General features: G+C 63.4%; 21 protein-coding genes. 8 read left to right on the top strand and 13 right to left on the bottom strand.

Annotated elements, in window-relative coordinates:
- A complete protein-coding gene (locus tag J3R84_RS14545) occupies nt 1–651 on the top strand; it encodes a cysteine hydrolase family protein (protein ID WP_025424700.1) in 651 nt (216 codons plus the stop codon).
- 203 nt (nt 652–854) lie between these two features.
- On the opposite strand, the gene J3R84_RS14540 is transcribed toward J3R84_RS14545, so the two are convergent.
- Nucleotides 855–1,916, bottom strand: coding sequence for a DMT family transporter (locus tag J3R84_RS14540; protein WP_203528348.1), 1,062 nt, complete (start codon nt 1,914–1,916; stop codon nt 855–857).
- A 464-nt stretch (nt 1,917–2,380) separates the two neighbouring features.
- Here J3R84_RS14540 and J3R84_RS14535 point away from each other — a divergent pair, with 464 nt between their 5' ends.
- The gene (locus tag J3R84_RS14535; RefSeq protein WP_025424698.1) at nt 2,381–3,322 is read left to right on the top strand and encodes a hypothetical protein; all 942 of its coding nucleotides are present in this window, start codon (nt 2,381–2,383) and stop codon (nt 3,320–3,322) included.
- Between the two features lie 212 nt (nt 3,323–3,534).
- On the opposite strand, the gene J3R84_RS14530 is transcribed toward J3R84_RS14535, so the two are convergent.
- On the bottom strand, nt 3,535–3,693 hold the full coding sequence (locus J3R84_RS14530; RefSeq protein ID WP_156408099.1) for a hypothetical protein: 159 nt from the start codon (nt 3,691–3,693) through the stop codon (nt 3,535–3,537).
- A gap of 119 nt (nt 3,694–3,812) precedes the next feature.
- On the opposite strand from J3R84_RS14530, the gene J3R84_RS14525 reads away from it, so the two are divergent.
- The gene (locus tag J3R84_RS14525; protein ID WP_144239125.1) at nt 3,813–4,073 is read left to right on the top strand and encodes a hypothetical protein; all 261 of its coding nucleotides are present in this window, start codon (nt 3,813–3,815) and stop codon (nt 4,071–4,073) included.
- A gap of 89 nt (nt 4,074–4,162) precedes the next feature.
- On the opposite strand, the gene J3R84_RS14520 is transcribed toward J3R84_RS14525, so the two are convergent.
- The 6 genes from J3R84_RS14520 to hutF form a co-directional block, all read right to left on the bottom strand.
- Nucleotides 4,163–4,747 (bottom strand): HutD/Ves family protein, encoded by a 585-nt coding sequence (locus J3R84_RS14520; protein ID WP_025424696.1) that lies wholly within the window; start codon nt 4,745–4,747, stop codon nt 4,163–4,165.
- Nucleotides 4,744–6,231, bottom strand: a complete 1,488-nt coding sequence (locus tag J3R84_RS14515) for an HAL/PAL/TAL family ammonia-lyase (RefSeq protein ID WP_025424695.1) — start codon at nt 6,229–6,231, stop codon at nt 4,744–4,746. Before J3R84_RS14515 ends, J3R84_RS14520 begins: the two co-directional genes overlap by 4 nt.
- A complete protein-coding gene (locus tag J3R84_RS14510; RefSeq protein WP_025424694.1) occupies nt 6,224–7,051 on the bottom strand; it encodes a quaternary amine ABC transporter ATP-binding protein in 828 nt (275 codons plus the stop codon). The genes J3R84_RS14515 and J3R84_RS14510 overlap by 8 nt, the downstream gene beginning before the upstream one ends.
- On the bottom strand, nt 7,044–7,901 hold the full coding sequence (locus J3R84_RS14505; RefSeq protein WP_025424693.1) for an ABC transporter permease: 858 nt from the start codon (nt 7,899–7,901) through the stop codon (nt 7,044–7,046). Before J3R84_RS14505 ends, J3R84_RS14510 begins: the two co-directional genes overlap by 8 nt.
- A gap of 161 nt (nt 7,902–8,062) precedes the next feature.
- Entirely contained in the window at nt 8,063–9,097 is a 1,035-nt protein-coding gene (locus J3R84_RS14500) for an ABC transporter substrate-binding protein (RefSeq protein WP_025424692.1), read from the bottom strand.
- Between the two features lie 35 nt (nt 9,098–9,132).
- The gene (gene hutF, locus J3R84_RS14495) at nt 9,133–10,509 is read right to left on the bottom strand and encodes a formimidoylglutamate deiminase (protein ID WP_203528349.1); all 1,377 of its coding nucleotides are present in this window, start codon (nt 10,507–10,509) and stop codon (nt 9,133–9,135) included.
- 138 nt (nt 10,510–10,647) lie between these two features.
- Between hutF and hutC the strand changes: the two genes are divergently transcribed.
- Both hutC and J3R84_RS14485 read left to right on the top strand, forming a co-directional pair.
- Entirely contained in the window at nt 10,648–11,391 is a 744-nt protein-coding gene (gene hutC, locus J3R84_RS14490; protein ID WP_025424690.1) for a histidine utilization transcriptional repressor HutC, read from the top strand.
- Nucleotides 11,392–11,454: 63 nt separating this feature from the next.
- Nucleotides 11,455–14,382 carry an aminotransferase gene (locus J3R84_RS14485; RefSeq protein ID WP_203528351.1) on the top strand — a complete coding sequence of 976 codons (2,928 nt, stop codon included), beginning with the start codon at nt 11,455–11,457 and terminating at the stop codon, nt 14,380–14,382.
- Nucleotides 14,383–14,421: 39 nt separating this feature from the next.
- On the opposite strand, the gene J3R84_RS14480 is transcribed toward J3R84_RS14485, so the two are convergent.
- Genes J3R84_RS14480 through J3R84_RS14460 form a run of 5 tightly spaced genes read right to left on the bottom strand, consistent with a single transcriptional unit; the run spans nt 14,422 to nt 19,547 of the window.
- Nucleotides 14,422–15,741 (bottom strand): aspartate aminotransferase family protein, encoded by a 1,320-nt coding sequence (locus J3R84_RS14480; RefSeq protein WP_025424688.1) that lies wholly within the window; start codon nt 15,739–15,741, stop codon nt 14,422–14,424.
- Nucleotides 15,738–16,562: an N-formylglutamate amidohydrolase gene (locus J3R84_RS14475; protein WP_025424687.1), complete on the bottom strand. Its 825-nt coding sequence runs from the start codon at nt 16,560–16,562 to the stop codon at nt 15,738–15,740. Before J3R84_RS14475 ends, J3R84_RS14480 begins: the two co-directional genes overlap by 4 nt.
- Nucleotides 16,563–16,577: 15 nt before the next feature.
- Complete coding sequence (locus J3R84_RS14470) at nt 16,578–17,924, bottom strand: glutamine synthetase family protein (protein WP_203528353.1); 1,347 nt, start codon at nt 17,922–17,924, stop codon at nt 16,578–16,580.
- 36 nt (nt 17,925–17,960) lie between these two features.
- On the bottom strand, nt 17,961–18,623 hold the full coding sequence (locus J3R84_RS14465) for a cysteine hydrolase family protein (RefSeq protein WP_025424685.1): 663 nt from the start codon (nt 18,621–18,623) through the stop codon (nt 17,961–17,963).
- Nucleotides 18,624–18,665: 42 nt separating this feature from the next.
- Nucleotides 18,666–19,547, bottom strand: a complete 882-nt coding sequence (locus J3R84_RS14460; RefSeq protein ID WP_025424684.1) for a MurR/RpiR family transcriptional regulator — start codon at nt 19,545–19,547, stop codon at nt 18,666–18,668.
- A gap of 178 nt (nt 19,548–19,725) precedes the next feature.
- Here J3R84_RS14460 and J3R84_RS14455 point away from each other — a divergent pair, with 178 nt between their 5' ends.
- The 3 genes from J3R84_RS14455 (at nt 19,726) to J3R84_RS14445 (ending at nt 23,631) form a co-directional block, all read left to right on the top strand.
- Nucleotides 19,726–21,603, top strand: a complete 1,878-nt coding sequence (locus J3R84_RS14455) for a branched-chain amino acid ABC transporter ATP-binding protein/permease (protein WP_203528355.1) — start codon at nt 19,726–19,728, stop codon at nt 21,601–21,603.
- A 34-nt stretch (nt 21,604–21,637) separates the two neighbouring features.
- A complete protein-coding gene (locus tag J3R84_RS14450; protein ID WP_025424682.1) occupies nt 21,638–22,801 on the top strand; it encodes an ABC transporter substrate-binding protein in 1,164 nt (387 codons plus the stop codon).
- A 92-nt stretch (nt 22,802–22,893) separates the two neighbouring features.
- The gene (locus J3R84_RS14445; protein WP_107028043.1) at nt 22,894–23,631 is read left to right on the top strand and encodes an ABC transporter ATP-binding protein; all 738 of its coding nucleotides are present in this window, start codon (nt 22,894–22,896) and stop codon (nt 23,629–23,631) included.
- Nucleotides 23,632–23,648 lie beyond the last annotated feature (17 nt).

Genomic DNA, 23,648 nt, shown 5'->3' with positions numbered 1-23,648 from the left:
ATGAAGTTGGACCGATCGCGTGCGGCCCTGGTCGTGATCGACCCGCAAATCGATTTCATGAGCCCGAAGGGCCTTGCCTGGCCGGTCGTGGGAGAGAGTGTGACCGAGCACAACGTAGTCGCAAACCTTGGCCGCCTTTTCGAGGCCGCCAAAGCAGCCGACATCGTCGTGGCAATTTCGCCGCACTACTATTACCACTGGGACCATTCGTGGAAAATCCAAGGCCCACTCGAAGTCTTCCAGCATAAGGTCGGCATCTTCGATCGAAAAGGCCCATACACGCAGGACGGATTTCGTGGCTCCGGCGCAGATTTCCTTCCGGAATTTAAAGCGTACATCGAGGACGGGAAGACGATCATTTGCTCGCCGCACAAGCTATACGGCCCGCAAGCCAACGACCTGCCATTGCAGGCGCGAAAGCAGCGCGTTGACCAGATCATCCTGGCAGGAATGCTCGCCAATATGTGCGTGGAGTCGCATTGCCGCGAATTCCTCGAACTTGGCTTCGAAGTCGGCATCGTTCGCGATGCGGTCGCTGCGCCGAAGTTGCCGGAGGGTGACGGCTATCTCTCTGCGCTGATCAATTTCCGCTACATGGCCAACGGCCTTTGGACGACCGATGAGGTTGTCAAGATGCTGGTCCAGGCATAACGGGGATCAATCCCCAGGCGGATCAGGCACAGAATGCCCGGTCCGTCCCGCACCAGCGCGAACCATCGCCGCTATAGCTCGCGCTTTTCCGGAATTTTGCCACGCAAGTCCGGAAAATTTGCATTTCCGATATGCTCCAAAATCCGCAACTTCGACGCACTTTCAAGCCGTCTCAGAGGTAATTTCAGGGCACCTAAACGCCCTCACCCATGACTATGCCGGTGATGCAGGTCCGGGTAATGCGGATGCTTATGCCGCATCGGTTCGTGCCGGTGCCAGTGGGAGTGCGGCTCGGTGACCGGGCCGTCGTGGCTGTGGTTGTGATGTTCGTCGTGAATATGGGCGTGTTCGTGCTCGAGCGCCTCGTGGGTGTGTTCGTGGTCGTGGCGCTCGGCCAGGTGCATCCAGAGGCCAAAGGCCATCAGCAGGCCGGCTGAGAGGAATTGCAGGGTGATCGTGTCGCGGAAGAGGGCGATCGAGAGAAGGGCGCCGATGAAGGGGGCGAGCGAGAAGTAAGCGCCAGTGCGCGCCGTGCCGAGATGGCGCAGGCCGAGCATGAAGAAGACGAGGCTGATGCCGACACCGAGGAAGCCGACGAGGGCGGCTGCTGCCGTGAGGCCGACAGACGGCAGCGAGGCGCCGAGCGACAGGGCAAGGGCGAGGTTGGTGGCGCCGGCAGCCAAACCCTTGATCATGGCGATCTGGACGGGATCGGCGGAGGAGAGTTTTCGCGTCAGATTGTTGTCGATGCCCCAGGCAAGGCAGGCGCCTGATATCAGCAGGCTGCCGCGATCGAGGCTCAGGCCTGCACCGTTCCACGACAGGAGAACCGCGCCGCATAAAATTGCGGCTGCGCCCAGGAGCAGGCGGCGATCGACATTCTCGCGAAACACCAGCCAGGCAATCGCCATTGTCGCCAGTCCCTCGAGGTTGAGGAGCAGCGATCCGGAGGCGGCCGTGGTCTGGGATAGGCCGAACATCAGCAACAGCGGGCCGAGCACGCCGCCGAACAGGATCACGGTAATCAGCCAGGGAATATCGGCGGGCGCCAGCGGCGCTTCGACGCCATCGAGTCCGACCAGGGCGCGGGCGCGGTGAACGATCGCCAAGCCAATCCCGGCGCCGAGATAAAGCATGCCGGCGAGCAGCCAGGGGTCAATGGTGCCGAGCAGAAGTTTTGAAAGCGGCGTCGAGGCGCCGAAGAGAACGGCGGACCCCAGGGCGAGGGGAACGCCGGGCCAGAGGTGGGAATGATCGCTCGACATCGGAAACTTCCTGGCAACGGATGGGCATCGGCCATGAGGCGGCCGGTGCGGTCCATCCAAGCAGCAAAGTCATGCCAGGGGAAGTCTTTGTTCGTGCCGACAATGGGAAGGGAGGTTTCTCCACCAGGACATCGGCCGTTCACGTTTCAAGGAGACCGGCCGGCTCTGCCTGACGCGGAGAATAGCGCCGGCCGACTGCGCAACGGTCAGGCCGCGATCATGGCGATCGCCGTACTTAGGTTCGCCCGTCGCCTTGCCGCCAAGAGTGCGGCTATCAGGGAGATCTGGAGAAAAGCGGGTCTCGAAGCTCTGGGGGTGCCTGAACCGGTCGTAGCCAATGGCTGCCCGCCCAGGTTGCTGCTGCCAATTCAGCCTCCTGCTGTCAGCGCGGAACGCTGGCGGGCCGACCATTGCCGTTGTAGGCTAAACGCAACTTTGAATATATGAGCGATTCGGCGAATACTATGACGATTGCAGTTTCGAAACTCCGTGCTGGCCCGTTTTCCGCTATCTTGGCCGCGTGTATGCTGATCAGTCTGCCGGCCCAGTCTCAGGCCCTCACGGATGATCTGACCACGGGAACGCTGACCGGCACCTGTGAGAGCCTCATCGTTGCAGGTGAAGACTGGACGAGCCAATGTGACGGCATGCTGGTACAATCGGTTTATCCAGACGGCCGATCCGGTTTCACGGTTTTCCTCAAGTCCGGCGTTGCAGTGACTTTCCGAGGACGCGAGGCCGAGAAGCCCGACCCGGACAGTCAGTTGCAGAGCGTCAACAGGATCGTTGTGGACCCCGGTAAGGAAGCGGCTGAATTCGAGATGAAGGAAGTGGCTGGCGGATGCGGTTACACCAACCCCTTCAAGGGCGAGGCCATGACGGTTTGCGAGGCCACCGATATCGGCAAAAGCCAGTACGCTCTGCAGTTCAGGTCCGACGGAAAGCCGCCGCAGATGGAGCGCGATGGAAGTGACCAGGACGAGGCGAAGCGCGAAAGCTCTGAGCAAAAATTTCAGGTGGGCAGTTGGACTGGAGACCCATTGGATGGGGGACGAAAAGGCTGTCTGATGTCGAAAAACGTCGACCGAAAGGTCGCGCTCATCCTGTATGCCGACCGCAATCAGGCGTTTCACCTCAGCCTCTTCAACAACAGCTGGAATCTCACCGAGAAGAGCGCATCCGCGGGTGACTTGAGGATCGGCGGCAAGGCGTTTGCAGTACGCGGAGTCGATATCCGCACGCCTCATCTCCTGACTGTTCACGTCGGCGCTGACAGGGACGCGTTGCAATCGGCGTTAGCGCAAAGCGCTGAACTGACGTTTCGATCGGCCGGCGCTGCGCAAACCAGGGTCGATCTCGCGGGAGCCGATGAGGCCATCAAGGCGCTCAATGCCTGCGTAAAGTGAAACGCCGTGTTTGCCGGCCACGGACATCAGGTTTTCTTGGGCGATAGCGGTGAGGAGTTCGAGGCGAAGACCGTCGCCTCGTGTGGCTGCCAACGCGTGGAGGGTGAGCAGGGACATCATGGCTGGCTCCATCGTTTGATCGAGCATTCTTGCCCCTCAGCGTCGGGCAAGCCACCCGGTTTCCTGCCCGGTGGAAATCGAGACGGCGCGCTTTAGCGATGGATGGACGAGGTGATCGTGCTGTAGTCGGGCAGGGTGATGTCGGCAATTTCTGCCGCCCGATATTGGGACAGGGCCACATTCATGAAGGCGATCACTGCCAGAGAGAAGGCCAGAACGGTGATGGAAACGCCGAAACCGGTCTTGATCATGTCCGTATCCTCCAAGCCTTGTGTTTGCTGTTGAGAGACTGTCAAACCGTGGCATGGAGACTATCGTGTGGCGTCGAATGCGCTGTTCCCCGGGTAACACGCCGTATGGTTACCGAATTATGAACGGAAAAATCGGTGCCAATCCTGGCGAGGAGCGTCGAGAATGCTCAGGCTTGCCGGATTTCGACGCTATCTCCCGGCGCCAGCGCCCGGTGTTGGACGATGGCTCGCCGATCCTCGGAGAAGCGGAAGGCAGCCCGCTCTACATCCTGGTGAAGGAGGGGGAGCGCTGGATAATCGCCGTCGGCGAGAACACCAAGATCCAGACGGAGGCGATCGTGACGCAGCAGAAGGAGATCAGCGCCAGCGACGCAAAGTAGCCGTTGGTGTTGGCGCCGTCCGTTCGGTTGTAAGCTGAGGTTGCGCGATCGGAGAGCGGCGCGGAGCTGGCCGCCGGCACCAGGCGCAGTCAGACGCTCGGCGCCGGGTCGATCTCGATGAGAAACACCTCGCACGGCGCCGGCGCCTTCACCGTGGCCGCAACCGGCCCCTCGAGGATCACCGCATCGCCGACGGAAAGCGCAAGCGTCTGGCCGTTACCATCCAGCTCCACCGCGCCGCGATGGCAAAAGACCATGGTGGTGGTAGCCTCGCTCGCCAGCGAATGCTCGCCGTCGATCGCCAGCCGGCGCACCCGATGGATGAGCTTGCCCCGGCGGGTCATGACATTGAGGTCGACGATCGTGCCGTTAATCAGGCTGGCCGATGTGGCGACGTCGGCGGGGAAGGCAAGGGGCGCATCCGCTTCCGTCAATCGGGCCGGGTCGCGGCCTTCGATCAAGAGCGTCATGCCGTTGCCTTTAAGGATCGACAGCGTGCGGTCGATGCCGGGAAAAGCAGAGAAGGGGCCATCGCTTGCGACGGTCGCCATGCTCACCCGCCAGTCAAACTCCGAAAGCGATGCGCCTTCCGGAAAGACTGATATCTCGATGGTTTCGCCGCCGCCGTTTTTCCAGGGCATGCGCTTGTGGCCGGAGGCGGGCAGGAGCTTCATGGCGTCTCTTCCTGAATGACGAGCCGCATGCGGTCGAAATCCTCGTTCATCGGCCGGTCGTCTGCATAGACGGGAACGACGGCGCGGATGCGCTGGTAGAGCGCCTCGGTGCGTTTCGCCTTGGCCGTTGCGCGGGGCTGCAGGTCATAGGCCTGTGCGGCCGCGAGCAGCTCGATTGAAAGAATGCGCTCGAGGTTGTCGACGATTTCAAGCGCCTTCCAGGCGGCGGGCGTGGCGTGCGTCAGGATATCCTCCTGCAGCGCCGAGGTGATGCCACCATCAAGGCTGGCGGGGGCTGCTAGGCGACGGTTCTCCGCGGCAAGGGCAGCCGCCGTATACTGGGCGATCATGTAGCCGGAGGAAACACCACTGTCGCCGGCGAGAAAGGCGGGCAGGCCACTGACGAGCGGGTTGACCAGCCGGTCGATGCGACGCTCAGATATCGCCGCAACTTCGGCAACGGCGACCGCGAGACTGTCCATGGCGAGACCGAGTGCTGCTCCAACCGCATGAGCCTGCGAATGCACCTCCGGCGCCTCCGGCGTGCCTGAAACGGCCGGGTTGTCGGTGAGGCTTGCCAGCTCCCGGTTCACCACCTCGGCCACATGGTCGAAGGCGTCGCGGGCGGCGCCATGCACATGCGGCACGGCGCGCAGGCTCAAGGGATCCTGTGTGCGCGTGCCGGCGCTTGCCGCCAGCATTGGGCTATCCTCCAGAAGGTCGCGCAGCGTCTTGCCGACCGCCTGCAGTCCGGACGAGTGCCGCAGCGCCAGCGGGCCGGCGGCAAAGGCATTGGCCTGGCTGCCGAGGTTTTCATAGGTCAGCGCCGATGCGGCATCCGCCCAGGCGAAGAGTTTTTGTGCGCGCGACAGCGCCAGCGCGGCAAGGCCGGTGGCGCAGGGCGTGCCGTTGACGAGGCTCAAGCCCTCCTTGGCCTGCAACTGCAGGGGCTGGAGCTCGAGCCGACGCAAGGCTTCGGCACCGCCGACTGTTGCCTTGCCGTCGTTTGCCGAGCCATGGCCGATCAGCACGAGGCCGATGGACGCGGCATGAGAGAGGTAGCCGACCGAGCCGCGCGAGGGGATATTGGGAATGAGGCCGGCATTGAGCAACGCCAGCAGCGTCTCGACCGTCTCAATGCGCACCCCGGAATAGCCATGGGCGAAATTGGCGATCTGGGCGGCCATTACCGCCCGTGCCTCGGCCCGCCCGAGCGGCTCGCCGACGCCGCAGGCATGGCTGAGGATGATGTTGCGCGACAGCGCCTGCTGGTTTTCCCTGTCGATGATGACATCGCAAAGCGCACCGACACCTGTGTTGATGCCGTAGCCGCGAATGCCGCGATCGACCAGCGCCTCGACCACGGCGCGGGCCTGGACGATGCGCTCGCGAGTGGCCGCGGAAAGCGTCAGCCGAGCGCCATCTGCGACCGCGGCGATCTCCACCCAGGTTGCCGGTCCATCAAGCGTGACGGTTTCAGTCATGAGTTTCTGGCCTTCCCTGGCGGCGCTGGACGAACCGGGCGACATAGTCGTTGGCGGGCTTGTCGAGAATATCGTCAGGCGTTCCCACCTGCACCACCTGGCCGTCCTTCAGGATGGCGATTTCCGAGCCGATGCGCAAAGCCTCGTCGAGGTCATGGGTGATGAAGACGATGGTCTTCGACAGGTTCTGCTGCAGCTGCAGCAACTGGTCCTGCATGTCGGCGCGGATCAGCGGATCGAGCGCCGAGAACGCTTCGTCCATCAGGATGACATCGGTGTCGGCGGCCAGCGCCCGGGCAAGGCCGACGCGCTGCTTCATACCGCCCGACAGCTGATGCGGGAACTTGGCGTCGTAGCCTGAGAGCCCGACCGTCTCGATCCATTTCATGCCGATGTCGCGGCTGTCGGCCTTGGAAAGGCCGCGCACCCGCTGGCCGTAGACGACGTTCTGCAGCACGGTGCGGTGCGGCATCAGGGCAAAGCTCTGGAACACCATGCTGACGCGGTGCATGCGGAAGGTGCGAAGCGCCTTGGCGTCGAGCTCGAGGATGTTGCTGCCGTCGAAGACCACCTGGCCGCTGGTCGGTTCGATCAGCCGGTTGATGTGGCGCACCAGCGTCGACTTACCCGATCCGGACAGGCCCATGATGACGAAGATCTTGCCGGCACCGATCGTCAGGCTGACGTCGTTGAGGCCGACGCTGCAGCCGGAGCGGGCGAGAATCTCAGATTTGTCGAGGCCGTCCTTGGCCATGGCGAGTGCCGCCTTGGCGTCCTGGCCGAAGATCTTGTAGACGTTGCGGATCTCGATATCAGCCATTGCGGGGATCCTCCGTCCGGTTCTTGCCGAAACCTTGCGTGATGCGGTCGAGTACGATTGCCAGAATGACGATGCCGATGCCGGCTTCCAGGCCCTTGCCGACGTCAAGCGTCTGGATGCCGTTCAGCACCTGCTCGCCGAGGCCGCGCGCGCCGATCATCGAAGCGACGACCACCATCGACAGCGCCATCATGATTGTCTGGTTGAGGCCGGCCATGATCGTCGGGGTTGCCAGCGGCAGTTCGACGCCGAAGAGGATCTGGTTGGGGCTGCCGCCGAAGGCCGTTGCCGCTTCGACCACCTCGTGGTCGACCTGGCGAATGCCGAGGTCGGTGAGGCGGATCAGTGGCGGCACGGCATAGATGATGGTGGCGAGGATCGCCGGCACCTTGCCGAGGCCGAAGAGCATCAGCGCCGGGATCAGATAGACGAAGCTCGGCATGGTCTGCATCACGTCGAGCACCGGCAGCGTGATGTTGCGCACCAGCCGGCTCTTGGCGACGAGAATGCCCATGGGAACTCCGATGGCCACAGACACCAGCGTCGCCATCAGCATCAGCGCCAGCGTCTGCATGGTAAGATCCCAGAGGCCGAGCACGCCGACGAAGAACAGGAGCGCGCCGACGGCGACCGTCAGCGTCCAGCGCTTGGAGCTTTGCCAGGCAAGCGCCATGAAGGCGAGGATGACGACCCACCAGGGCAGGCCGCGCAGGATCCATTCGATGAACAGCACGGCTTTCAGGATCACCGCGCTGATCGCCTTGAAGACCCAGCCATAGCTGCTGACCAGCGTCTGGATGAACTCGTTCACCGGCGCGCGGATGGAGAGATTGAGGGAATCCGGAAACATCGGATGTCGTTCCTTGCTCGGGCCATGACGGACGCAATGCCGCCGCCGATGGCGCTTGCCTCGGGGTGTCGAAGGGTGGGGCCGGCGCGGGTCCGATGGGACCGCCCTGTCTCAGACAGAGGCGAGGCGCATCAGACCCGCGTCGGCCGACCGAACGGACTTTACTTCAGGCTGGCTTCGATCTTGCCGCGGGCCTCGTCGGAGACCCACTTGCCCCAGATGTCGCCCTTGGTCTTCAGGAACTCGGCCGCTGCCGCCACCGCATCGACCTTCTTGTCGGTCATGTAGGCAAGGCTGCCGTTGACGTCTTCCAGCGGGAAGGTCGCCTTTTCGAGGATGGCGATGATCTCGGGGGCTTCCTGGGCGAAGGTGCTGTTGACGCCGTAGGAAACATCGACGGACGGGAAGGCGCAGCCCTGGTCGCGCTTGCCGGTGGCGCTCGAAAGCTCCTTCCAGCAGGCTTCGTTGTAGGCCGGCTCTTCAAGCTGGACGAGCTTGAACTTGCCCATGATCGCGGTCGGAGACCAGTAGTAGAACAGGATCGGCTCGCCCTGCAGATAGGCCGAAGTGATTGCGGAATCGAGCGCCGTGCCGGTGCCGGGACGGAAGTTCACATAGGTTTCGCCGAGCTTGTAGGCATCAAGCTTGGCGGTGCTGACGCCCTCGCAGGTCCAGCCGGACGGGCAATTGAGGAAGCGGCCCTTGGACGGCTCCTCCGGATCGGCGAAGAGTTCGACGATCTTGGCATCGGAAAGCTGCGAGACGCTCTTCAGGTCCGGCGCCTTGGCCTCGATGTTGCGGCTGGCATCGCCCTTGATGACGTATTCCGGCACGAACCAGCCTTCGCTGGCGCCGACGAAGGTCTTGCCGATGGCCACGACCTTCTTTTCCTCGACAGCCTTGTTCCAGATGTCGGAGCGGCCGAGCCATTCCTCGGCGAAGATCTGGACGTCGTTGTTGGCGGTCGCCTGTTCGAGCGTCACCGAATTGCCGGGGATCGAATCCACCTGGCAGTCGTAGCCCTTCGACAGGATGGTTTTCATCACCTCGGTGATGAACGCGCCGCTTTCCCAGTCGATGCCGGCGAAGGTAACGGTCTTGCCGTCGCCGCAATAGGAGGCGCTGGCGTTGCCGGCAGAAGCGGCAAGCACGAGGCCGGTGGCGGCGAGGGTGAGTTTCAGTTTGCTGATCGACATGCGCATTCCCCTTTTTTTGATAGTCGCTTCGATTGCTACTTCAGTTTCATAAGCACCCGCGCGAAAGCACGGTCGATGTCTTCCTCCCGATCATGGCGTCCGTTGCGGATCTTCCACTGTCCCGCGACCATGACGTCGCGGACGGTCTCGCAGCCGAGCGCAAACAGCCAGCGGTCGAGGATCTGATTGCCGCTTGCGGCGGCGATGTACGGATTGGAGCCGCCGAGCACGACGAAATCGGCGCGGGCACCGACTGCAATGCCGGCAGCCTTATGGCCGACAGCCTGGGCGCCACCCTTGAGGGCCGCATCGAAAATGGTGTGGCCGACCGATGCGCCCGGGCCGGCGGCGAGCCGGTTGCGACGCCGGTCGCGCAGGCGCTGGCCGTATTCCAGCAACCGCAGTTCTTCGGCGACGCTGGTTGCCACATGGCTGTCGGTGCCGATGCCGAGGCGTCCGCCTTCGGCGATGTAGTCGACGGCTGGAAAGATGCCGTCGCCAAGATTGGCTTCCGTTGCCGGGCAAAGGCCGGCGACCGCGCCCGACCGTGCCAGCCGCTGTCTTTCCTCGTCGGTCAGATGGGTCGCGTGGATCAAGCACCAGCGCTCGTCGACGGGCATTTCGTCGAGCAACCACTGAACAGGGCGGCGACCGCTCCAGGCAAGGCTGTCTTCGACTTCCTTGGTCTGTTCGGCGACGTGAATATGGATCGGTTCGTTGACGGGTGCACGTTCGAGGATCGTGCGCATCTCTTCCGGGGTCGCGGCGCGCAGTGAATGGATGGCGTAGCCGAGCGTCTGGCCATTGTCGCGGCAGATCGGCGCCAGGCGTTCCAGGAGTGCGAGGAAACGATCGGGGTCATGCAGGAAGGGGCGCTGGCCGACGTTCGGGGCGACGCCGCCGAAATTGGCATGAGCGTAGAAGACCGGCAGATGGGTGAGGCCGATGCCGGTCGATTGCGCGGCAGCGAGAATGCGCAGCGACATCTCGGCCGGGTCGGAATAGGGCGTGCCGTCGGCGGTGTGGTGCAGGTAATGGAATTCGGCAACATGGCCGAAGCCGCCCTTCAGTATCTCCATGTAGAGCTTGGCGGCGATCGCCTCGACGTCGTCGGGGTTCACCAGTCCGACGGTGCGGTACATTTCTTCCCGCCAGGTCCAGAAACTGTCGTTGCCGCTGCCGGCGACCTCGGCGAGGCCCGCCATGGCGCGCTGGAAGGCGTGGGAATGCAGATTGGCGACGGCTGGAATGAGCGGTCCGGCAACGCGTTCGTCGCCGTCGGCGATCGTCTGATCGGTCTCAATGGAGGCGATGCCGCCTGACGCATCGAGCGCAATGGCGACATTCTGCGCCCAGCCTGTCGGCAGAAGCACATGGTCGGCGAAGAGCCGGTTGACGGGAAAAGTTGCCATGTTGCGATTTTCCTGTACGTAGTTGTATATGGAACTATAGATATTTTGCTGTGGCGCGCAAGCGCGAAATGAACGAAAAGAATCATTGCCGGATACGCATGATTTGTTTGCTTTCCGGAAAGGGCGGGAAAAATGCCAATAACGGCACTCAGGCGAAGGATCGAAATGGCCGCATTCGAGGACGGACCGGTGCCACGCTACGAGGCGGTGAAGCAGTTCATCCGCACCCGCATCGACAGCGGGGAATGGCCGGCACATCATCGTATTCCTTCCGAAAACGAGATCGTCGCCGATCTCGGCGTCAGCCGCATGACCGCGAACCGGGCGCTGCGGGAGCTGGCGACCGAGGGGGCGATCACCCGCGTTCAGGGGGTAGGGTCGTTCGTCGCAGCACACAAGGGCAGCACGGCGCTCTTGGAAGTGCGCAACATCGCCGACGAGATCCGCGAGCGCGGCCACGCCCATACTTCGCGCATGACGCTGATGCAGGAGGAGGTAGCACCTTCGGAAATCGGCTATGCGCTCGGGCTTGTTACCGGCGCACGAGTTTTCCATTCGATCATGGTGCATTCGGAAAACGGCCTGCCGATTCAGATCGAGGACCGGTTCGTCAACCCGGCCATCTGCCCGAAATACATGGAGCAGGATTTCCGCGACATGACGCCGAACGCCTATCTGACGGCGGTCGCACCGATCACCCGCACCGAACAGATCGTCGAGGCGGTGTCGCCGCAGCCATGGGAATGCAAGCTGCTCGGCATCGACCGCAACGAGCCTTGTCTTATGATCCGGCGTCGCACCTGGTCCGACACCGCCAATGTGACGACGGCGCGCCTGCTCTATCCCGGGACGCGCTATCGCCTTGAAGGTGTGTCGCAATAGTCAGGAGACCCGTTCGGTCGATTCGGAAGTCGGCATGATGCCGGATGTGATGGAGGCGACATTATGATTGAAGACGCGCTGAAGCTTCGCACGCAATTGCCAAGGCCCGATGTGACGCCCGAGGACGCTGCGCGCATTCTTTCGGAGCATTTCGGCCTTTCCGGCACCCTGACCGAACTGGGCAGCCAGCAGGATCGCAACTACCGGATCGACACCGGCGAGGCACTTTTCGTCCTGAAGATCTGCCGAGCGGCCTACGATCCGCTGGAACTGCAAGCCCAGAACGCCGCCTTGTTGCATCTCGCCCGTCAGACCGGCTCGGTGCGGGTGCCGCAGGTCATGCGCGCGCTCGATGGCAACGACATCGTCGATGTGACGGTGCGCGGCGAGGACTATCGCGTTCGCCTGTTGACCTATCTCGATGGCGTGCCGTTGACGCGGCGCAAACATCTGACAGCGGAAACCGTGGCCGCGCTCGGCGACATTGCCGGGCGGCTGGCGGTGGCACTCAGCGATTTCGATCATCCGGGCCTCGACCGCGAGCTGCAATGGGATCTACGCCACGCCGCACCGGTCGCCTTGCACCTGCTTTCCGCCATGACCGACGAGGGCCTGAAGAAGCGCATCGCCGAGGCGATGGTCGGGGCCATGCGCCGGCTGCAGCCGCTGACGGCCGATCTGCGCCTCCAGGCGATCCACCATGATGTGACTGACGACAATGTCGTCGGCCAACCGGATGCGGCCGGCCGGCCGATCCCGGATGGCGTCATCGATTTCGGCGATATTCTGAAGGGCTGGCTCGTCGCAGAGCTCGCCGTCACATGCGCTTCGCTGCTGCATCATGCCGATGGCGATCCTCTCTTCGTTCTGCCGGCCATCAGGGCCTTTCACGCGGTTTGCCCGCTTGAGGAAAACGAGCTGAAGGCATTGTGGCCGCTGATCGTTGCGCGTGCCGCGGTTCTGATCGCCAGTTCCGAGCAGCAGCTCACCATCGATCCTGAGAACGCCTATGTGCAGGGCAACGCGGCCCATGAGCGCGAGATCTTCGACGTTGCCGTCTCCGTACCGCCGGCCATGATGCAATACGCGATCCTGCGTGCCGTCGATGCGGTACCGGAGGCGACGATGCCGGTGGTGGGTGAGGGATTGCTCGTCGACATCGAGCCTGCCGGCGTGCGCCAGATCGATCTTTCCATCTTGAGCCCGCTGCTTCCCGAGGAGCGCTGGCAGCACGAGGCGCTGCCGGCCTCGTTGCTGCAGACGGCGGCGCACGCGATCGGGATGGCGTCGACCCGGTATGGCGAGTACCGGATGACCGAGAGCGCGCTTCGGGCGTCCGCGCCGATGCCGACCTTCGCCCTGCATGTCGATCTCTGCCTGCCGACCGGGACTGTCGTCAGGGCACCCTTTGCCGGCCGACCCGAATGGCATGACGGGCGGATGGTCCTGAACGGTGGGGCGGTCGTTCTCCATCTCTCCGGTCTCGAACCGTCCGAGGATACGGAAGAGACGGTTGCTGCCGGCACGCCGATCGGCACGGTGGTCGAGGCCGGCCATGGGCTTGGCCTGATCCGGGTGCAGCTCTGCCGCGAACCGGGACTGAACCCGCCGCTGTTTGTCCCGGCCCATCAGGCGGATGCGTGGCGCATGCTCTGCCCGTCACCATCAGGCATCCTCGGTTTCGACTGCGATGCGCCGAGACCGCATTCGACCGACCTGCTTGACCGCCGCAAGCGGCACTTCGCCAGGCAGCAGAAAAACTACTATCGCAATCCACCGCAGATCGAACGCGGCTGGAAGGAACATCTGTTCGACGTCGAGGGCAGGGCCTATCTCGACATGGTCAACAACGTCACCATCCTCGGCCACGGACATCCGCGGCTGGCGGCAGCGGTCGGCCGGCAATGGTCGCTGCTCAATACGAATTCGCGTTTCCATTATGCTTCGGTCGCCGAGTTTTCCGCGCGGCTTGCAGCACTCGCGCCCGATGGCCTCGACACGGTGTTCCTGGTCAACAGCGGCTCGGAAGCGAACGATCTCGCCTTGCGGCTCGCCTGGGCCTTTTCCGGCCAGCGCAACATCGTCAGTCTGCTCGAGGCCTATCACGGCTGGACGGTGGCGAGCGACGCGGTCTCGACCTCGATCGCCGACAACCCGCAGGCGCTTGAGACCCGCCCTGACTGGGTGCATGCCGTGGTGGCGCCAAACACCTATCGAGGCCCGTTCCGCGGCGCCGGCACGACCGACAATTACGTCCGGTCGGTTGCGACCAAGCTGCGCGAACTGGAGGACGGGGGGCAAGGCCTTGCCGGCTTCATCTGTGAGCCGGTCTATGGCAACGCCGGCGGCATTCCCTTGCCGAAAGGCTATCTCGACGCCGTCTATGCCATGGTTCGCCAGCGCGGTGGTGTCTGCATCGCAGACGAGGTGCAGGTCGGTTACGGCAGGCTCGGGGACTATTTCTGGGGTTTCGAGGAACAGGGCGTCGTGCCCGATATCATCACCATCGCCAAGGGCATGGGCAACGGCCATCCGCTCGGCGCCGTCATCACGCGGCGTGAGATTGCCGACGCCCTGGAGAAGGAAGGTTATTTCTTCTCGTCATCAGGCGGCAGTCCGGTGAGTTCCATCGTCGGTCAGACGGTGCTCGATCTTCTCGAAGAGGAGAAATTGCAGGACAACGCGCGCGTCGTCGGCGGCTACCTCAAGACGAGGCTCGAAGCGCTGGAGCAGCGGTTTCCGCTGGTCGGCGCCGTGCACGGCATGGGGCTTTATCTCGGTGTCGAGTTCGTCCGCGATCGCGAAACGCTGGAGCCCGCGACAGAAGAGACCGCGGCCATCTGCGATCGCCTTCTTGAGTTTGGCGTCATCATGCAGCCGACCGGCGACCACCTGAACGTCTTGAAGATCAAGCCGCCGCTCTGCCTCAGCCGGGAAAGCGCCGACTTTTTTGCCGACATGCTCACGCGTGTTCTTGACGAGGGTTGGTAGACGCGGGTCCCACCGACGGCAGACGCCGGTAGGACTGCCTCACCAGCCGGCGAATTCTGAAAGCACCGCGTCTGAAACCCGGCCGGCTACGACATCGCCAAAGGCGCGGTCGAGAATGTCGAGCGCCTGGTCGATGTCCGCGTCCGAGATCGTCAGCGGCGGGGTCATCTCCAAAACGTTCGAATTCATGCCGACATAATAGACGACGAGGCCGAGCTCATAGGCGCGGTAGATCAGCTTGGCCGTTTCTCTTGCTGCCGGTGAACGGCTGTCGCGGTCGGCAATCAGCTCCACGCCGCAGGCAAGGCCGCGTCCGCGCACATCGCCGATCAGCGTGTGACGCCCGGAAAGCTGCCGCAGGCCCTGGCGCAAACGTTCGCCCTTTCGGTGGGCAGCTTCGGCCAGTCCCTCGCGCTCGATGGTTTCGAGCACGGCAAGGCCGGCAGCTGTCGACACCGGGTTGCCATGTAGCGTCTGCATCGCAAAGGCCGTGGCGCAATCCATGATCTCGGCCGGGCCGATCGCTGCCGAAAGCGGCAGGCCGCCGCCGAGCCCTTTGCCGACCGTCAGGATATCGGGCACAAAATCCTCATGCTCGAAGCAGTGCATCCTGCCGCTGCGGCCGAGCCCGACCTTGACTTCGTCGCAGACGACGAGGATGCCGTGCCGTTGGCAGAGATCGGCAAATTTTTCGAAGAACCCCATCGGCGGCACGATCAGCCCGCCGTCGGACTGGATCGGCTCGATGAAGGCGCAGCCGATCCGCTCCGGCGGTGCCGAGGTCGCAAACTGCTGTTTCAGGAGGTCGAGGATTGCCTCGCCTGTAACGTCGCCTTGATAAGGCCGGTAGGGATCGGGGTAGGGCAGCAGGATCAGCCCCTCCGCCTTGGTCGCACCCGCCTGGACGCTGTGGCCGGAAAAGGCCATCGAGCCGGTGGTGCAGCCGTGATAGGCGCCAATGAAAGAGATGACGCCGGTGCGGCCGGTGGTTTTGGCGATCGCCCGGAAGACTGCTTCGTTGGCGTCGGAGCCGGAATGGCCGAACCACACCTTGTTGCGTCCCTTGCCGGGGAAAAGGCCGAGCAGTTTTTCCGCAAGGGCGGTCGCCGGTGCGTTGGCGGCGGAGAGAACGCTTGCGCCCGCCGGGTTGGCAACAGCCCGCGACACGGCCTCGACCAGGGCGGGATGGCCATAACCAAGGCTTGCAGCTCCCCAGGCGCCGGATAGGTCGATCAGCTCGCGGCCGTTCTCCTCGACGAGACGTACACCCTTGCCGCCGGCGATGGCGAGCGGAAAGAAGCGCAGCTTCTGCAGGTTGGCAATCGCGTGTCCGTCCCTGGCGTAAAGGCCTTCGGTCACGGGCGGCACTCCCTGAGGCTCGTCTGGAGACAACGGGTCAGCCGCTCACCCCACGCCTTTACGCCCGCGTCGGTATCGATCAGGTCATGCCTGACTTCGATCAGCACGCCCGGCAGCTGGCGCGCGTCGGCATGCACCGGCACCGTATAATCCTCGTCCGGGTGGATGTTGTAGGGCTCGTTGTCGCCGATCGTCAGTTGCTCTTCCGAACTCAGGTCCCGGATCAGCGACTGCGCGAAAGCCTCGGCATCGCGATAGAGAATGCCCGCCTGCCACGGGCGCTGATTGCCGAAATAGACGGGGGTGAAACTGTGCACGCCAACGACAAACGGCCGTTCACCCCTTGCCTGCCGTAGATCAAGGCGCCGGGAAACGGCATCGGCGAAGGGCCTGAACAGCGTATCGATCCGCTGCTGTCGCTCCATCTCGCTCAGATCCCGGTTGGCCGGGATCTCCGTCGTTTCGCTCACTTCCGGAATGAAGGACGGCGCCGAAAGCGGACGGTTGCAGTCGATCACCAACCTTGAATAGTTGGTGAAGAACAACGGCGCGTCGAGGCTGAGGCTTAGATGCTGGGCGAGTGCCAAGGCCCCGATGTCCCAGGCGATATGGCGCTGGCGCTCGTGTTCGGGCAATCCCATGTCACCGAGTGCACGCGGCATGCGGTTGGACGCATGCTCGCACAAAAGCAGGAACGGCGATTTGCCGTCCGGGTTAAACACCGCATAGGGCGGCGGCTCGTCGATCGCCAGAAGCGGCTGGCGGGCGTCGTGCCTGCCGCGTCGGTCGTCGGGGCTCTTGATGGCCGTTGTCGAAGTCATGGGAGCCTATCCGTATCAGTAGACGGCCGCGTAGCGGGCGCAGAGTTCGTCGGGGGAGAGGCCGTCGACGATCTCGATTTCCTTGCGCTTCATCGCGACGTAGCAATCGAGGAAGTCCTTGGCGAACCAGCCGGTCACCACCTTGTCTTCGGCAAGCGTTTCGAGCGCTTCCGGCAGGCTTGCAGGCAGGCGGCGGATGCCGAGCTTCTTCTGGTCCGCGTCGGAAAAATCGGACGGGTCCGAGTTGATCAGCGGCGGCTGTTCGAGGCCAGCCCGGATACCTTCGAGGCCGGCCTTGAGCAGGACGGCCAGCGACAGATGCGGGCTCGCGCAGGCGTCGGCGGCGCGGTACTCCATGTTGAACTGCTTGGCCGGATTGCTGCCGGGCAGATCCAGCGTCGGGCAGATGCGGAGCGTCGCCTCGCGGTTCTTTTCGCCAAGGCAGGTATAGGCAGCGCTCCAATGGTGCGGAACGAGCCGCATGTAGGAGAGCACCGACGGGGCGGTGAAGGCGGTCAGCGCCGGGAGGTGGCGGATAACGCCGGCGGCGAAAGACCCGGCGACCTTCGACAGGCGACCCGGGCGCGACGCGTCGAAGGTGACAGGATTGCCGTCAAGATCGGTGAAGCTGACATGTAGGTGCACGCCGTTGCCCACGCCGTTGGCGCTCGTCTTCGGTGCGAAGCTTGCGTTCCAGCCGAAGAGGGCGGCCACTTCCTTGGTGATGGCGCGGATCGTGGCGCCACGGTCGGCAGCGGTCAGCGCATCCGCCGGGCGGCAGGTGATCTCGAACTGGTCCTTGCCATATTCGGGCAGGAACATTTCCGGCTCGGCGCCCACCTCCTGCAGTGCCGTCATCAACAGCGGGCCGAAGGGTTCGGCACGGCGTTGCGCGCGCAGGCCGAAGGACGGCGCGTCGGGCCAGTCGACGCCGAGAAGCTGGAACTCCTGCTCGACGGCGGAGATGACTTTCAGCCCGGCCTCGCGCTCGAATTCCTCAAGCGTGCGCTTGAGCAAGCTGCGAACGCAGCACTCCCACGGGTCGCCTTTGAGGTCGGTGATATCGGAGTGATAGAAATGCAGCGGGGTGACGTCGGGCAGGCAGGTGACGCGCGCCTTGCTGGCGGGGTCGGCCATCAGCCTGAGGTCGCCGGCCGAGCCCCAGGGATTGTTTTCGGCGATCTGGTCGAAGGGTGTCAGCGCCAGATTGGCAGGCACCCAGCCGACGCCCTTGCGCAGATAGTCGTCGATCTGTGCAGCGGCAAAGCTGCGGCCGCGGGTGATGCCGGCGATGTCGGTGGTGACGAAGGTCGCGAGTTCCGTCAGTGCGGAATGAGCCTTGCCGTTGTTGGTCTCGGTCATGAATTCCCCTCTTGTCTCAAGATCTTCGGCAGCGGCTCAGGCTTGGCGCAGGCCCTGAAGGCGGTTGACGACGGTGTCGGTATCGGTGGTCCAGCAGTAGCCGGAATAGGCGCGGAGGGCGCCTTCGTGGCGCTCGGGGCTGTACGTCGCACAGGCGTCGCTGACGACGGTGACGAGATAGCCGCGGTCGGCGGCGTCGCGCACCGCCATGTCGACGCACTGGTCGGTGATGACGCCGGCGATGATCAGATAGCGGGTGTTGAGGTTGCGCAGGATGTAGTCGATGTTGGTCGAGTTGAAGACGCCGGAAGAGGTTTTCGGCAGCACGATCTCGTTGTCGACAGGCGCCAGTTCGGGAATGACCTGGCCCTCGGGCGAGCCCTTCGGCACATGCATGTCGGAAAGCTTGTGGTCGAGCGAGCGGTCGCGGCCGTCAAGCGTCAGGCTCTCGATGATGGTGTGCAGCACTTCGCAGCCGGAACTGCGGGCCGCCTCGAGGATGCGGACCTGGTTGGGGATCACCGTCTGGCGCAGCCGCTTGTGATAGTAGCTGTCGGCGTCCTGCGGGTGGGTCGGATCGAGATTGGGTTCGCACCAGATGCGCTGCATGTCGACGAACAGCACGGACGTGCGGCCGCGCTCGTAGTCGCTGTCGCGCCTCAGCATGTCGTCACCGACCTTCACTGTAACGGCACTCATTCGGATTCTCCTCGGTTGTGGTCCTGGCCTTTCGGCAGATAGTCAGCGGCCGTCGTCGACGTTCGGGTTGAGAGCGTCTTCGGTGATGGCGTAGCCGCGGCGCAGCTCCTCCATCTTCTCGATGCGGGCGCGCGATTGGGTGGCGAGACGGGCCGTCAGCGCGGCGATCAGCGCTTCCGTCTGGGCGATCGCCGGCACCATCGTGTCGTAGGGCGAGACCGTATCGACCGGCGCCGTCAGCGTGACGGTGGCGAATTCGGCGATCGGCGAAAGCCACCGGTCGGTGAACAGCACGATCCGTGCGCCTTGTGCGGCCGCCTGCTTGGCGAAGCGAATGGTGTCGTTCTGGTAGCGGCGGTAATCGTAGACGAACAGCACGTCGCGTTTGCCGAGATCGACGAGCTGGTCGACCTGGTCGGCCTGGCTGCCGTTGATCCAGCGGGTGTCGCCGCGCAGCTGCTTCATATGCGACCAGAGCAGGCCGGCGAGAAAACCGCTAAACCGACCGCCGAGGCAATGCGCTCGTGCGCTCGTGTCTGCCGCCGCATCGACCGCCGCCTCGAAATCCTCCGACGGCAGCATCTGCATCGAAGCTTCGAGCGCATGGATGCTGGCGCGCAGGAAGTACTGGTAGAAGTTCTCCTGTTCCAGCGACGGCCGCCGCTCGTCGAGCATCGACAGCGGCGAACTCATGCGTTCCTGCACTTCGCCGAGCAGCGCCTTCTGAAACTCCGGATAGCCCTCGAAGCCAAGCTTGTTGGCGAAGCGCACCACGGTCGGATTGCTGACCCCCGCCGACGAAGCCAGATAGGCAACGGTATTCAATCCCGCTGCCGGATAGTTCGACAGGAGCTGCCGCACGATCTTCAGTTCCGATCGTGTGAAAGTAATAGCCCCGTCTGTCAGTCGATCCCGGATTGCCACGATTTCCGCCTCCCAAAAATGATGGCTTGAACCCCGATTTCTAATTTTTGTTACATAATTGCTAGCAGAGAATGTTTTTTGAAACAAGATTGACATTTGATCGCGATGGGATAACTTTCATTACGGGAACTGGCCCGAGCCAAAAACAAAGGCGGGCCGACAATTCGGGGGAATGCAGATGGTCCGCGTCAGGCGAGAAACCGTCGTCGGTATCCTTTTAACGTCGTTGCCGCTGCTGGTGGCCGCTGCCGTCGCTTCGCTGGTTTTTCCGGGGAGCGGTGAGCGCCTCGTGACGCTGTTCATGATCAACGTGATCGCAGTGCTCGGCATCGGCATGTATGCTGGCAATTCGGGCATCGTTTCCTTCGGCCATGTCGGCTTCATGGCGATCGGCGCCTATGCGTCCGGCCTTCTCACCATCAACCCGATCGTCCAGAAGACGGCGCTGCCGCACCTGCCGGAATGGCTCGCCGGCATCGGCATGTCGTTCCTGCCGGCGCTTGCCGTGGCGCTGGTGGTCGTGGCGCTAGTCGCGGTGCTGATCGGAATACCCGTCGCGCGCCTTGCCGGTTCATCGGCTTCGATCGCGACGCTCGGCTTTCTCGTGATCGTCCATGTCGTGTTGGTCGCCTCGACCGATATCACCCGCGGCAGCCAGACCTTCTTCGGCATCCCGCGCGCGGTCAATCTGTGGGTGGCGTTGCCTTTTGCGGTGGCCGCCATCGCCATCGCCCGTCTCTACCGGGATTCGAGCGCGGGGCTGAAGTTGAGGGCCTCACGTGAGGACGAGATCGCCTCGACCGCCGTCGGCGTCAATGTCAGGCTTCATCGGTTTGTCGGCTGGGTCCTCGGCGCCATTCTGGCAGGGGCGGCGGGCGCGTTGCTGGCGCATTTCCTCGGCGCCTTCTCGCCCAAGGACTTCTATTTCAACCTGACCTTCGTGCTGCTCGCCATGCTGATCCTCGGTGGCGTCACCACCGTTTCGGGTGCGGTCGGCGGAACGGCCGTGATCATGCTGATCGTCGAGCTTCTGCGCAAACTCGAAGGCGGTGTCGACCTCGGCTTCGTCACGCTTCCGACGGTCTTCGGTCTCACGGATATCGGCATCGGCGTTGCGATCCTGGTGGTGATGTATCGGCTCCAGGACGGGATCTTCGGGGTCCGCGAGCTGGATGAGCGTCTTGCCTGGTTGAAGCGCTTTGCCGCAAAGCCTGCGACAGCCTCCGACAGCGCGCAAAAAATTGCTCCGGTCCCACCGGGCGGAACACTCAAGGTCGAAAATCTCGGCAAGAAATTCGCCGGACTTGTGGCGCTGGAAAACGCCAATTTCGAGATCAAGCCGGGTCTCGTGACCGGTCTCATCGGCCCGAACGGGGCCGGCAAGTCGACGCTGATCAACAGCGTCTCCGGCGTCGTTCCGCCGTCGAGTGGCCGCGTGCTGATCGACGGCAAAGATATCGCATCGCTGTCGGTTCACGCGGTTCCTGTCGCCGGCCTCGCGCGCACCTTCCAGAACATCCGCCTGTTCAAGAACCTGACCGTGCTCGAAAACGTCACGGTGGCGGCGAGTGCTTTGAAGGGCAATGGCGAGGACCCGATGGAAAGCGCCCGGCTGGTGCTTTCAGAGGTTGGGCTCGACGGCTTTTCCGACCAGCTTGCCGGAACACTTTCCTATGGCGCGCAACGCCGTCTCGAGATCGCCCGCGCACTGGCCTTGAGGCCGCGCTACCTGCTGCTCGACGAGCCGGCGGCCGGCATGAACCCTGCCGAAACGCAGGAACTGATGCACGTGCTCGACCGCATCCGCACGAAGTACCGCCTCGGCCTGCTCGTCGTCGAGCATGACCTGAAGCTGATCATGCGGCTCTGCGATATCGTCGTCGTCCTCAACAAGGGCCAGCAGATCGCCATCGGCACACCGGCGGAGATCCAGGCCAACCCGGCTGTGATCGAAGCCTATATCGGCCGTCGCCGTTCGTCAGCGCGGGCGCAGCATGAGGTTGTCGAGGCCACCGGTCTCCGGCCGGGCACAGGCAGCCTTCACAATCCAGCTTGATCAGCAAACGAAATCAGAAAGAGGGAGCTTACCGATGAAATCGAATCTCAGGGCACTGTGCCTCACCACCATCCTTAGCGGCTTCGCGCTGTCGCCGCTGCCGGCATTTGCCGAAGATTTGGTCATCGGTCTTGCCACCGCCCAAACCGGCGGCCTTGCTCCCTATGACCAGCCGTCGCTGAAGGGCCTGGAAATGGCCGTCGAGGAAATCAACGCGGCTGGCGGCGCTGCCGGCAAGTTCCCGATCAAGCTGGTGGCCAAGGACACGCGCTCGGACGCTGCCCAGACGGCACTGGTGGCGCAGGAACTGGTTGATCAGGGCGTCAAGATCATGATCACGCCTTGCGATGCCGATCCGTCGATCGCCGCCGGCCAGGTGACGCAGGCGGCGCAAATCCCTGCCTTCTCGTTCTGTGCGACCACCCCGACCATGCCGCTTGCTGTCGGCGACTACATGTTCGGCAACTATCCCGCCGACAACGTCCAGGCCGCAGTGCTCGCAGCCTACGCCGTCGAGAAGGGCTACAAGAAGGCTTACATCCTCAAGTCTCCCGATAGCGCCTATACGCTGAAGCTTCCGGAATATTTCGGCGAAGCCTTCAAGGCCAAGGGCGGCGAGCTTCTGGGCGAAGGCACCTTCAGCATGGGCCAGCAGGATTTCGGCGCCGAAGTCACCAAGATCAAGGCGATGAATCCGGCACCCGACGTCATCATGACGGCTGCCTACGAGCCCGATTTTCCGGCCTTCATCCGCCAGCTGCGCGGCGCCGGCGTCACCATTCCGATCCTCGGCAGCGACGGCATCGATTCGCCGACGACATTCGGACTTGGCGCCACCGTCGACGGCGTGGTCTTCACCACGGCCGGGTTTGCCAGTGAGGGCAGCCCGCTCGCCGACTTCAACGTGAAGTACAAGGAGAAGTTCGGTCAGGTGCCGGATACGGTCTACATTGCCAACGGCTACGACCTCGGCAAGGTCATCGACGCTGCCGTGACCGAAGCCAACAGCATCGACCCGGTCGCCATCCGCAACGCCATCGCCTCGCTCGAAAACGTCCAGGGTGTCACCGGCCCGATCAGCTACGCCGGCACGCAAGGCATGCCATTGCGTTCGGTCTCGCTGGTTCGCATCGGAGGTGGCAACCGCGAGCTGATCAGCCAGGGCGTTCCCGCCGCGGCCGACATTCCGGCCCCCTGAGCCGCCACCACTTGCGATCTTCGGCGCCGCGCCGGAGATCGTTCGGCCGCCTGCAGGGCCGTCTCGCAATCCATCGCAAGGACTTTGCCCCGATGATGCACAGTGAAATTCCCGCTCAGAAGCCCCTGCTCGAAGTGAGCGGCCTCAAGGTTGCCTATGGTGCCGTCGAGGCGCTGAAGGGGGTCGATCTCACCGTCAACAAAGGGCAGATCGTCACGCTGCTCGGCGCCAACGGCGCCGGCAAGAGCTCGACGCTGAATGCGCTGATGGGCCTGGCGGCAAAGAAGGCGGGGCGGGTGTCGTTCAATGGCCAGGACATTTCCGGCCTGCCGCCGGAACAGATCGTCAGGCTCGGCATGACGCTGACGCCGGAAGGCCGGCGCATCTTTCCAAGCCTGACGGTGGACGAACACCTGCTGCTTGGCGGCGCCATGCACAAGGCGCGCGGGGTGATATCCGACGTGCGCGAGGACATGCTGTCGCGTTTCCCGATCCTGAAAGAACGTCTTAGCCAGAAAGCCGGTTCGCTGTCCGGTGGCGAGCAGCAGATGCTGGCGATCGCCCGTTCGATGATGTCGTCGCCCGACCTTTTGCTGCTCGACGAGCCTTCGCTCGGGCTGGCGCCGCAGGTGGTCGACCTGATCTTCGACCTGATCGCCGGTCTGCGCCAGAAGGGCCTGACGATCCTGCTCGTCGAGCAGAACGTAGCACTTTCGCTCGAAATCGCCGACGCGGGCTATGTCATGGCGAACGGGCGCATCGTGCTCTCCGGCACTGCCGCCGAACTTCGCAATTCAACTGAAATCCAGGGTGCCTATCTCGGCGCTTGAGGCCGGGGGCAAAGAGG

It is taken from the genome of Ensifer canadensis (assembly GCF_017488845.2).
GTDB classification, from domain to species: domain Bacteria; phylum Pseudomonadota; class Alphaproteobacteria; order Rhizobiales; family Rhizobiaceae; genus Ensifer; species Ensifer canadensis.
This window is presented reverse-complemented; position numbering and strand designations above follow the sequence as displayed.

What these genes read in the sequence shown, in the direction of transcription:
- J3R84_RS14545 (WP_025424700.1), top strand. Translation starts at nt 1, where the DNA reads ATGAAGTTGGACCGATCGCGTGCGGCCCTGGTCGTGATCGACCCGCAA.
- J3R84_RS14540 (WP_203528348.1), bottom strand. Translation starts at nt 1,916, where the DNA reads ATGTCGAGCGATCATTCCCACCTCTGGCCCGGCGTTCCCCTCGCCCTG.
- J3R84_RS14535 (WP_025424698.1), top strand. Translation starts at nt 2,381, where the DNA reads ATGACGATTGCAGTTTCGAAACTCCGTGCTGGCCCGTTTTCCGCTATC.
- J3R84_RS14530 (WP_156408099.1), bottom strand. Translation starts at nt 3,693, where the DNA reads ATGATCAAGACCGGTTTCGGCGTTTCCATCACCGTTCTGGCCTTCTCT.
- J3R84_RS14525 (WP_144239125.1), top strand. Translation starts at nt 3,813, where the DNA reads ATGAACGGAAAAATCGGTGCCAATCCTGGCGAGGAGCGTCGAGAATGC.
- J3R84_RS14520 (WP_025424696.1), bottom strand. Translation starts at nt 4,747, where the DNA reads ATGAAGCTCCTGCCCGCCTCCGGCCACAAGCGCATGCCCTGGAAAAAC.
- J3R84_RS14515 (WP_025424695.1), bottom strand. Translation starts at nt 6,231, where the DNA reads ATGACTGAAACCGTCACGCTTGATGGACCGGCAACCTGGGTGGAGATC.
- J3R84_RS14510 (WP_025424694.1), bottom strand. Translation starts at nt 7,051, where the DNA reads ATGGCTGATATCGAGATCCGCAACGTCTACAAGATCTTCGGCCAGGAC.
- J3R84_RS14505 (WP_025424693.1), bottom strand. Translation starts at nt 7,901, where the DNA reads ATGTTTCCGGATTCCCTCAATCTCTCCATCCGCGCGCCGGTGAACGAG.
- J3R84_RS14500 (WP_025424692.1), bottom strand. Translation starts at nt 9,097, where the DNA reads ATGTCGATCAGCAAACTGAAACTCACCCTCGCCGCCACCGGCCTCGTG.
- hutF (WP_203528349.1), bottom strand. Translation starts at nt 10,509, where the DNA reads ATGGCAACTTTTCCCGTCAACCGGCTCTTCGCCGACCATGTGCTTCTG.
- J3R84_RS14485 (WP_203528351.1), top strand. Translation starts at nt 11,455, where the DNA reads ATGATTGAAGACGCGCTGAAGCTTCGCACGCAATTGCCAAGGCCCGAT.
- J3R84_RS14475 (WP_025424687.1), bottom strand. Translation starts at nt 16,562, where the DNA reads ATGACTTCGACAACGGCCATCAAGAGCCCCGACGACCGACGCGGCAGG.
- J3R84_RS14470 (WP_203528353.1), bottom strand. Translation starts at nt 17,924, where the DNA reads ATGACCGAGACCAACAACGGCAAGGCTCATTCCGCACTGACGGAACTC.
- J3R84_RS14465 (WP_025424685.1), bottom strand. Translation starts at nt 18,623, where the DNA reads ATGAGTGCCGTTACAGTGAAGGTCGGTGACGACATGCTGAGGCGCGAC.
- J3R84_RS14455 (WP_203528355.1), top strand. Translation starts at nt 19,726, where the DNA reads ATGGTCCGCGTCAGGCGAGAAACCGTCGTCGGTATCCTTTTAACGTCG.
- J3R84_RS14450 (WP_025424682.1), top strand. Translation starts at nt 21,638, where the DNA reads ATGAAATCGAATCTCAGGGCACTGTGCCTCACCACCATCCTTAGCGGC.
- J3R84_RS14445 (WP_107028043.1), top strand. Translation starts at nt 22,894, where the DNA reads ATGATGCACAGTGAAATTCCCGCTCAGAAGCCCCTGCTCGAAGTGAGC.